The sequence below is a fragment of the Microcystis sp. M090S1 genome, assembly GCF_020246295.1.
Lineage (GTDB): Bacteria > Cyanobacteriota > Cyanobacteriia > Cyanobacteriales > Microcystaceae > Microcystis > Microcystis aeruginosa.
Genome location: NZ_JADBTF010000352.1, coordinates 1 through 10,844, shown reverse-complemented (window position 1 = coordinate 10,844; position 10,844 = coordinate 1). Strand labels below are relative to the sequence as shown.

Genomic DNA, 10,844 nt, shown 5'->3' with positions numbered 1-10,844 from the left:
GAAAAATCCACCAGCCACAATAAATGAAGCTGTATACAGAATAGAAGAATTGACAGGAATAAAAAGAAGTCCCACCCAAGTGAGGAAATTCTTAAAATCAATGGGAATGAAATGTTTAAAAGTAGGTTCTCTTCCTTCTAAAGCTGACCGGGATGAACAAGAAGACTACAAAGAAAAAAAACTAGAACCCAGACTAAATCAGGCTAAAGAAGGAAAAAGGGCTGTTTTTTTTTGATGCGGCTCACTTTGTTATGGGAGCTTTTCTCGGTTTTGTTTGGTGTTTTGAGAGACTTTTCGTTAAGTCACCGAGCGGGCGTAAACGCTTTAATGTTTGAGGAGCATTAAATGCGATAACTCATGAAGTTATTATGGTAACATATGACACTTATATTACAGCAACTCAAGTCTGTGAACTTCTTAAAAAAATAGCTGCTTTAGGACTAACTATTCCCATCACTCTCGTATTAGATAATGCCCGCTATCAAAAATGTAAAATTGTTGAGCAATTGGCTCTTTTTTTGTCAATATAGTTACTCTATCTGCCGTCTTATTGTCTAATCTAAATTTAATTAAAAGCCTGGGTAAATTGGTCAAAAAGAAATGTTTATATGGTAAATATTATGAAAACTTTTCCGACTTTTCTTAAGCTATTTATGAATGTCTGAATGATGCCTATCTGAAACCTAAAAAAGAACTGGATTCCTTGCTAAATCTAGGATTTCAGAAGTTTAATAAATCTCAGATTATGAACGCCTAAAGTATATCAGTCATCAGTCATCAGATGTGAGTTTTCAGTTCACAAGGGCCGAATCTAAAACCTAATTGGTTAAGCTAAAAGCTTTGATGTGCTTAGTTTCTAACCTTCTTTTTAGGTGGGAGAATTGCCAGATTCTTTCTTTTGCCTCTTGCATGAGTGACTCTTGCCTTCAGAACCTGATTACTGTTTACTGTTTACTGACCACTGAAAAAAACTCCCATCAACAGTGTCTCACTGATTACTGTTTACTGTTTACTGTTTACTGAAACAACTCCCAACACTTAATATATGAAATGGACAGATAAAGATCAGATAATTATGCAAGGGATCGATCGACCCCTAGGCAAATATTATGCGGCACGATTGAAAGCTCAGGGAACCTGTTTAGTAGCGGGGGTGGCTAGTGGCTGCAGTGGTGAGATAATCGCAGAGATACCAGTGTTTGATCTAGTGGCCGAGGCCGTTGCTGAAGCCGGAGAAATCCAAACCAGTTTAATTTTAGTCCCCCCCAATCAAGTCCTAGATGCGGCCTTAGAAGCGATCGCAGCAGCCATTCCCCAATTAATTATCGTCACCCCCGGAGTTCCCCCCTTGGATCTGGTGGAATTATTAAAGATAGCTAGTACCACTGGGACATTAATTCTCGGCCCCGGCAGCCAGGGTGTGATTATTCCCAATTATCTTTGGTTGGGTATTTGTGAACCGAATTTTTATCAATCGGGGACAATCGGTCTGATCACCCGCGGCGATCGCATAGGGGATGAAGTGGCGAAAACTTTAACAGCAGCGGGGTATGGTGAATCTATGGCGGTAAATTTGGGTACTGACGGCATTATTGGCTCCAATTTGTCCCAATGGTTGCAGGTTTTTGAGGAAGATGAAAATACCGAGGCAATTCTCCTCGTCAGTCAGGTGGGGGGAAAGGCCGAAATCGAGGCAGCCAAATATATTGCCTCGGCGATCGAAAAACCAGTGATTGCCTATCTTGTGGGATTAAATGCAGCGATTGAAACCAATTTCGGCGATACAGAAACAATTATTTCTAACCAACTTTCCTACTCTGTTGCCGCTAAGAATACCAGAAAAGATAGCTTACGTCATTTTCAAGAAGCTGGGGTGACAGTAGTAGAAAAATTAGCCGATTTACCTGCCTCTTTAGCTAAAGTTTTGTCCTGAATTTGACCCCATTGCCTCAATAATATTTATAATCCGACAATATTCTGTCAAAATAAGCACCTAGAAGGATGTTTCACCCCCATCCTGCCTAGGAGATTTTCGATGACAATTCCTAAGAGCTACTATATCATGGTAGATCACCTGTGATTCCTCAGACCGGCCAAGATAAAGATGGCAACAGGCAAAAATTAGGAAAAATCAGCGACAATCGAAACGGCAAGATCAAAAAAAATTCTATTCTAGATTGACCCTTTCAGCAGACCAACTATCCCACCCTTCTAGACAACGACCCTAAGGATAACTTCTATGGCGCAACAAAATAACCTAAAAACCGACAATATACACCAAATCGATCCCTATTGGGGTCCCCCATGGCTCGTAGAGGAACGGGACGCTTGCGGAGTCGGTTTTATTGCCGATGTGCGCGGTTCTGGCAGCCATCAACTGATTGAACAGGCACTTTTAGCCTTAGGTTGTTTGGAACACCGGGGAGGCTGCAGCGCCGATCAGGATTCCGGGGACGGTTCCGGTATGATGACCGCTATCCCCAGAGATGTCCTCGCTCCTTGGTTCGCCGAAAATGGCTTAAATATGCCAGAATCTGAGCGCCTAGGGGTGGGTATGGTCTTTCTTCCCCAAGCGGACCAAGAACGCACCGACGCTAAAGCACACATCGAAGAAATTGTCAATAAATATAATATTAAGATTTTAGGTTGGCGCACTGTTCCCGTCCGTCCCGAAGTCCTCGGAAGACAAGCAAGGGAAAATCAACCCTACGTCGAGCAAATTCTGGTTACTTCCCCCGATTTAGCCGGTTCTCAATTCGATCGCCTACTCTATATTGCCCGTTCTGAAGTCGGTAAGCAACTGGCCGATGATTTCTATTTCTGCTCCTTTTCCTGTCGCACCATTGTCTATAAAGGCATGGTACGGGGCGAAATCCTGCGAGAATTCTATCTAGACCTGCAAAATACCGCCTATAGCAGTCAATTTGCCATTTATCACCGACGTTTTAGCACCAATACCCAACCAAAATGGCCTCTCGCTCAACCGATGCGCTTATTGGGTCATAACGGCGAAATTAACACCCTTTTGGGCAATATTAACTGGATGTCGGCCCGGGAACCCGCTTTAGAAACCCAAGGTTGGACCCACGAAGAATTACAATCCCTGACCCCCATTGTTAACCCCGCTAACAGCGACTCCTATAACCTCGATAGCGCCCTAGAATTATTGGTGAGAACCGGTCGCAGTCCCCTAGAAGCAGCTATGATCCTAGTGCCGGAGGCCTACAATAATCAGCCGGATTTACAGGATTATCCCGAAATTATCGACTTCTACGAATACTATAGCGGTTTACAGGAACCCTGGGACGGTCCAGCTTTACTGGTATTCAGTGACGGGGGAATCGTCGGCGCTTGTTTGGATCGCAACGGTTTGCGACCGGCCCGTTATAGCATTACTAACACCGGTTATATCGTCGTTTCCTCGGAAGCGGGAACTATTCCCCTCGATGAAACCACCATTATCGAAAAAGGTCGTCTCGGCCCCGGTCAAATGCTCGCGGTGGCTCTGGAAAAAGGCGAAATTAAGCGTAATTGGCCGATTAAACAGGAAATTGCCCGCTCTAATCCCTACGGTGAATGGGTTAAATCCCAACGCACCTTTATTGACAAAGAAACAGCGATAGACATTCCCGCTCCTAGTCATCTCCTTGCGCTGCAAACCGCCTTCGGTTATACTGCCGAAGATGTGGATATGATTATCGTTCCCATGGCAGAACAGGGAAAAGAACCGACTTTCTGTATGGGTGATGACACTCCCCTAGCGGTCCTCTCCAGTAAACCCCATCTTCTCTACGATTACTTTAAACAACGTTTTGCCCAAGTTACTAACCCCCCGATCGATCCCTTACGGGAAAGTTTAGTCATGTCCTTGACTATGTATCTGGGACGACGGGGCAATATACTTAAATTAGGGGTTGATGACGCACATTTACTGAAATTAGACTCTCCCCTGCTCAATAATGCGGAATTAGCCAAAGTTAAAACCTCTAGCTACAAAACAGCCGAACTTTCTACCCTTTATGATCTGACCACCGGCCCCCGGGGATTAGAAACTGCGATCGCTAATTTGTGTGCTGAGGCCGCCAAGAAAGTAGCATCGGGAGCGGAAATTTTAATTCTCAGTGACAGGACTGCTCCTATTGACGAAAAAACTAGCTATATTCCCCCTTTATTGGCCGTTGGTGCCGTCCATCATCACCTGATTCGCTCACACTTGCGTTTAAAAGCTTCTATCGTTATCGACACGGCCCAATGTTGGAGTACCCATCACTTCGCTTGTCTAATTGGTTATGGTGCTGCCGCAGTTTGTCCCTATCTTGCGTTAGAAACGATCGCCCAGTGGTGGATCGAGCCAAAAACTCAGAAATTGATGGAAAATGGCAAATTAGAAGCTATTAGCCTCGAAAAAGCCCTAATTAATTACCGCAAATCCGTAGAAGCGGGATTACTGAAAATCCTCTCGAAAATGGGCATTTCTCTCCTATCTTCCTACCATGGGGCGCAAATTTTCGAGGCGATCGGATTATCGGCAGATTTAGTTAAACTAGCTTTTAACGGTACTACCAGTCGCGTCGGGGGTTTAAGCATTGCTGAGGTGGCCCAAGAAGCGATCGCATTCCACAGTAAAGCTTTCCCCAATCTTACGGCCAAAAAACTAGAAAACTACGGTTTTGTCAACTACCGTCCGGGGGGAGAATACCACATGAATTCCCCGGAAATGGCGAAAGCACTCCATAAAGCAGTGGCCGCTCACTCCAACGGACAGGGATATGACCATTACGAAACCTATCGCCAAATCTTGCAGCAAAGACCCGTTACTGCATTGCGCGATCTATTAGAATTTAACAGCGATCGAGCCTCAATTGCCATCGAAGCAGTAGAATCGATCGAAAGTATCCTGCAACGCTTCTGCACAGGGGGAATGTCCCTCGGTGCCTTGGGCCGGGAAGCACACGAAACCCTAGCGATCGCCATGAATCGCATCGGAGGTAAGTCCAATTCTGGAGAAGGGGGAGAAGATCCGATCCGTTACACCAGCTTAAGCGATGTGGATGTAGAAGGACATTCCGTGACTATGCCCCATCTAAACGGCTTAAAAAACGGTGATACGGCTAATTCTGCCATTAAACAGATAGCTTCGGGTCGTTTTGGAGTCACTCCCGAATACTTAATGAGTGGAAAACAGCTAGAGATTAAAATGGCCCAAGGAGCAAAACCGGGAGAAGGAGGTCAATTACCCGGGAAAAAAGTCAGTTCCTATATTGCCATGTTACGGCGATCGAAACCGGGAGTAACTTTGATTTCTCCCCCTCCTCACCACGATATCTACTCGATCGAAGATTTAGCGCAATTAATCTACGATTTACACCAAATTAACCCCCAGGCCAAAGTTTCCGTCAAATTAGTGGCCGAGATCGGTATCGGCACAATTGCGGCCGGAGTTGCCAAAGCTAACGCTGATATTATCCAGATTTCCGGCCACGATGGTGGTACAGGTGCATCACCCCTAAGTTCGATCAAACACGCGGGTAGTCCCTGGGAATTGGGAGTAACGGAAGTGCATCGGATGTTAATGGAAAATCAACTGCGTCATCGGGTGATTTTGCGCGCAGATGGAGGACTAAAAACCGGTTGGGATATCCTCATGGCTGCTCTGATGGGTGCGGAGGAATTCGGTTTTGGTTCCATTTCCATGATTGCCGAGGGGTGTATCATGGCCCGCGTCTGTCACACGAATAATTGCCCTGTGGGAGTCGCTACCCAACAGGAACGTCTCCGCGCTCGTTTTCCTGGAATTCCCGCTCATGTGGTCAATTTCTTTACTTTGGTGGCCGAGGAAACGCGGCAATTATTAGCGAAATTAGGCTATCACAGTTTAAATGAGGTGATTGGCCGGGCAGATCTGTTAAAAGTGCGCTCCGATGCTCGTTTAACTAAGACAGAATCCCTCAATCTCGATTGTTTGTTGAATTTACCCGATGGCCGCAGCGATCGCTCTTGGTTGCAGCACGAGGAAGTACATAGTAACGGTGCTGTCCTCGATGACGAGATTCTAGCAGATAGCGAGATTAAACAGGCGATCGAGCAACAGGGAACCGTCAGCAAAACCTACAGGATTGTCAATACCGATCGCTCCGTCGGGGCGAGAATTGCGGGGGTAATTGCCCAAAAATACGGTAATGATGGCTTTGAAGGCGAAATTAAGCTCAATTTCCAGGGCGCAGCTGGTCAAAGTTTCGGAGCATTTAATTTACCCGGTGTCAATCTCCATTTAGAGGGAGAAGCTAACGATTATGTGGGTAAAGGCATCTACGGCGGCGAAATTGTCATCGTACCGCCCCAAAACGCCAATTATCAGCCCGAAGATAACGCTATTATCGGTAATACCTGTCTCTACGGGGCCACCGGTGGGGTATTATACGCTAATGGTCGCGCTGGTGAACGCTTTGCTGTCCGCAATTCCACTGCGAAAGCGGTTATCGAAGGGGCCGGGGATCACCTCTGTGAATATATGACCGGTGGGGTAATTGTCGTGCTTGGTTCCGTCGGTCGCAACGTCGGCGCCGGGATGACGGGAGGATTAGCTTATATCCTTGATCCGTCCCTACCGGAGAAACTTAACCCCGAAATTGTCAAGATTCAACGGGTTGGCACGGCTGCCGGTGCGGAACAGTTAAAATCTTTAATTGAGGCCCATGTAGAACGCACTAATAGCCCCAAAGGTAAGTTAATTTTAGCTAATTGGGATAGCTATCTCGGTCAATTCTGGCAAGTGGTCCCTCCCTCGGAAGCGGATAGTCCCGAAGCGCAAATTAGCGCGGAGAAAACCTTAACTTCGGTGTAATTTCTTTGGGGTGCGTTACTCTTTGTTAACGCACCCATTGATTAATTTTTTGACTGCGGAGTTGATTAATGGCCATGCTGCCCATCCCCACCACCTATACTAGCTATACCCAAGCACAAGAACATTTTGTTCAGGTTTTAGAACAAGTAGAACTGGGAAACTCGATCGTTATTGTCCAACGTCAGGGTCATAATGATGTAGCCTTGATTGCTGCTGACGAATTATCCGCTTTATTAGAAGAAGTTTATCTTTTGCGCTCTCCAGCTAACGCTCAACGACTTTTTCAGTCCTTAAATTGGTCACAAGAAAGATTATCTCAGACAGCTGCCACCACTTCTCTAGAAGAATTACGTCAAGAATTGGAGACCGAGATTGAGCAAGAAAAAGCCGCAGAGGTCTGAAACCGAAATTGTGCGAGTTTGTCCTGAATTTGCCCCACAATTTCGCGAAGATTTACGGTGGTGGGCTCGCAATAACCCCCAAATCTGGGAACGTCTTTGGGAATTAATTGAAGCAATACTTGCAGAACCTTTTTCCGGTATTGGTAAACCTGAACCTCTTAAACATCTTGGCTCTAATTTATGGTCAAGAAGAATTAATTTAGAGCATCGTTTAGTTTATCAAGTCGAGAATAATCGAATTTTATTTCTGCAAGCTCGCTATCATTACGAATAATTATGCCTAATCTAGTATCTCCAAATTGATTATATGGGGACATATTAACCTTAATTATTTAGACTACAGTTTTTATCGATGCATAAGTCGGAACATTTGCTAAAATTTAGGATATATTCACTTTGGCTATCTTTGATGTCATAATTTGGCAATGACAAACGAAAAACTCAGATTTATCGATCTTTTTGCTGGTATTGGAGGATTTAGATTAGCTTTCGAGAGCGTTGGTTATGACTGTGTATATTCTTGTGAAATAGACGAAAACTGTCGAAAAGTATATTTCAATAATTTTCAAGAAATTCCCGATCAAGATATTAGAAAAATTGCTATCCATGACCTGCCTGATTTTGAAGTGTTGACAGCAGGATTTCCCTGTCAACCCTTTAGCCTTTCTGGAAAACGAGCCGGATTTAGAGATACAAGGGGAACTCTATTTTTTCACATCTGCGAAATAGTAGAATTAAAAAAGCCGAAAATAATTCTTCTGGAAAATGTTAAACACCTAATTCACCTCGACAAAGGCAAAAACTTAGATATTATTTTGCATTCTTTGGAAGAACTGGGTTATTTAGTTGATTATAAGCTCTTAAATGCCAAGGATTTTGGTGTGCCGCAAAATCGAGAAAGAATTATTATTATTGCTACCCAAAATAAAAAATTTAATTTCAACTCATTAAAATATACTTCACCAATACCTAAGTTACGCGATTTTCTGTCTCCTCAAGGCAATTTTGAATACTTAGATAAAAAGGAATATACTCTCATTGATAATCCTACCTTACAACCATCAGGATGAATTTTTGTCGGGTATCGCAATAAAACTATCTGGAAAAAAGGTATCAGACCAAATACAGAACATTTATCCCGGGTTCATCATCAACCTAACCGAATTTATTCGATCGATGGAGTACACCCTACTATACCATCTCAGGAAACATCTGGACGTTTTTTTATTTATATACCCGAACAAGATCAGGTGCGTAAATTAACTATCCAAGAATGCTATCGACTGATGAAGTTTCCTGATAGTTTTCAAATTCATCCTAACTTAGCTGAGTCTTATAAACAGGTGGGTAATTCGGTTTGTATTCCCATGATTCAAGAGTTGGCTATTGCCATTAAGAAACATATTTTTGAAAACAATTCTAGAGTATCCTTAAAGGAGTTTTCTTTTTCTCGTCAGAATATTCAATTGGAAATTATCGGATTAGATTTTATGAACCATAAAGAAAAGTTATTAGAAATTTATGACCAATCCTTAAATTTAGATGATCGGCAACCACTGCCCCCTCAACCCTATCAAAACTATATCCAACAAATTGCTACTAATTGCTCAAAACAAAAGGGAGTTTATACGGTTTTAATAACTTTATTAGTTCATAAAATTCTCTATCCTAATCAAGATATTAGATACCATCAAACTAATTTACCCGGAGGATTTTCAGGAAGAACTATTGATACTCAGTATATTACTCCCACCTTGAAACAATTGGGATTACCAGCTATGGCAGAAAGTGGCTGGCTAACTCGTTCTTTAGAACAACCCTTTCCCTATACTTTAGATTATCAAGGTAAAATTAGTAATCAAAAAACCAAAGATGCTTTTCTGGGTTTAATTGATTTTATTGAAACTAATCCTCAACAAGCTGAAGTTATTTTAACGCTTTTACTTCATCAAGTTAATCAGATTATCCAGACCCAAAAGATTAAAATTTTGAAGATAGATAATCCTGAACCTTTTGATATCAACACTTTGAGCAGTTGCCTAGAAAATCATTTGAGTTTCAATTATCAAACTTGCGGAGCTTCCAAGTTACCTGTTTTAGCACTATATGCAATTTATCAAAGGTTAATTACAGAAGTAGAAAGATACAAATACTGCACATTAAAAGCCTTGGGAAGTCACACAGCTTCTGATCTAACTTCTGGTAGTGCAGGAGATCTTGAGATTTTTGATAAAAATAAACAATTAGTAGAAGTTATTGAAATTAAGCATGGTAAGTACATTGATTTACAAATTCTCCGAATTGCCAAAGATAAAATTATTAAATTTAATCCGAGAAGATATTATATCCTATCATCGTTTGATGTTAAACCCACAGAAGTGCAGTTAATCATGTCTGAGATTCAAACTATCAAAAACAACCATGGTTGTCAAATAATCACCAATGGTATTATACCGACAATTAAATATTATCTGAGACTGATATCATCTCCAGAAGAATTTGTCAATAGCTATTCCCATCTAATTGAAATAGATTCGGAATTACAAACTATTCATAAATTAAAATGGAACGAAATTTTATCTAATCTTATTTCTCCAATTGAACAAATCTAAACTAGCGAGCTATACTATGGTCAAAATATACCATCTCTGGTGACAGCCTTTCTCAAGATGAAGTGTAACCTAATTTGGTATCGACGACCGACACCCCACAATCCGTCCCCACGAAAAACTTTTTCGGCCAACCCTATTCACTTTGGCTATCTTTGATGTCATAATTTGGCAATGACAAACGAAAAACTCAGATTTATCGATCTTTTTGCTGGTATTGGAGGATTTAGATTAGCTTTCGAGAGCGTTGGTTATGACTGTGTAAGCTGTTCGTAATTTAAATTGCGTTAACAGAATTACCCTTGTTTTTCAACTTGCGATCCCACTTAACAATTAAACCTCCTTCATTTAAAAGTTGATGTAAAAGAGATTCTAATTCTTCAACTGATTTAAAAAGTCGATGAGCGATAAATTCTTTTGCCGAGTGCCAGACCAATTCAATGATATTTAAATCTGGGCTATATGCGGGTAAATACTCTAAAATTAAGTTGGGCATATTTTCAGCAATTTTACCAACAACATCTGTTTTTTTGTGAATACTAGCATTATCGAGAATCAGGACAATCTTTGGTCCCTTCTCTCGAAAATCCTCCTCTTTATTCCCCGCTTCCACCCATTCTTTAATGATTTCTGTATAAAAAACTTTTACCACTTCATAAAAAGTTTCTGAATTTCCTTTTTTGATGAATTCTACGAATCTTTTTTTATCGGAATATCTCACTCCTCCCATCGCATTTACTCGACCACTTCTTCTTTGTCCGCTAACTTTTTTTCTTTGGCTTTTTTTCCCCCATGTTTTTCTTCTAATGACTCTTAAACTAAATCCACTTTCGTGAGGGGAACCCTGTGGCGAACCTGCGTCGCCACCTTGAAACTGTAGTTTAGACTAAAAAATTCGCCTAAAAATAATCCAGCCTTATGAAAATAGCTGAAATCAAAAATCTTGAAGCAAAAAGTAGAGTTAGGATGCTTTTGTTGCCGATTTTTTAG

The 10,844-nt window shown here is 41.9% G+C and carries 5 protein-coding genes and 3 pseudogenes; 7 read left to right on the top strand and 1 reads right to left on the bottom strand.

Annotated features, from left to right (window positions below):
- From IM477_RS15830 to IM477_RS23145, 7 genes and pseudogenes are all read left to right on the top strand, one after another.
- Positions 1 to 757 (top strand): annotated as a pseudogene (locus tag IM477_RS15830) (IS630 family transposase); the annotation flags it as partial.
- A 288-nt stretch (positions 758 to 1,045) separates the two neighbouring features.
- Positions 1,046 to 1,933, top strand: a complete 888-nt coding sequence (locus IM477_RS15825) for a succinate--CoA ligase subunit alpha (protein ID WP_287732509.1) — start codon at positions 1,046 to 1,048, stop codon at positions 1,931 to 1,933.
- A gap of 306 nt (positions 1,934 to 2,239) precedes the next feature.
- Complete coding sequence (gene gltB / locus IM477_RS15820; protein ID WP_287732508.1) at positions 2,240 to 6,844, top strand: glutamate synthase large subunit; 4,605 nt, start codon at positions 2,240 to 2,242, stop codon at positions 6,842 to 6,844.
- 68 nt (positions 6,845 to 6,912) lie between these two features.
- Positions 6,913 to 7,245 carry a type II toxin-antitoxin system Phd/YefM family antitoxin gene (locus tag IM477_RS15815; protein WP_287732506.1) on the top strand — a complete coding sequence of 111 codons (333 nt, stop codon included), beginning with the start codon at positions 6,913 to 6,915 and terminating at the stop codon, positions 7,243 to 7,245.
- Between the two features lie 10 nt (positions 7,246 to 7,255).
- Entirely contained in the window at positions 7,256 to 7,519 is a 264-nt protein-coding gene (locus IM477_RS15810) for a Txe/YoeB family addiction module toxin (RefSeq protein ID WP_287732505.1), read from the top strand.
- Between the two features lie 151 nt (positions 7,520 to 7,670).
- A pseudogene (locus IM477_RS15800) lies at positions 7,671 to 9,857 on the top strand (DNA cytosine methyltransferase).
- A gap of 171 nt (positions 9,858 to 10,028) precedes the next feature.
- A complete protein-coding gene (locus IM477_RS23145) occupies positions 10,029 to 10,130 on the top strand; it encodes a DNA cytosine methyltransferase (RefSeq protein ID WP_353845550.1) in 102 nt (33 codons plus the stop codon).
- 1 nt (position 10,131) lies between these two features.
- On the opposite strand, the pseudogene IM477_RS15795 reads toward IM477_RS23145, so the two are convergent.
- A pseudogene (locus IM477_RS15795) lies at positions 10,132 to 10,683 on the bottom strand (IS630 family transposase); the annotation flags it as partial.
- Positions 10,684 to 10,844 lie beyond the last annotated feature (161 nt).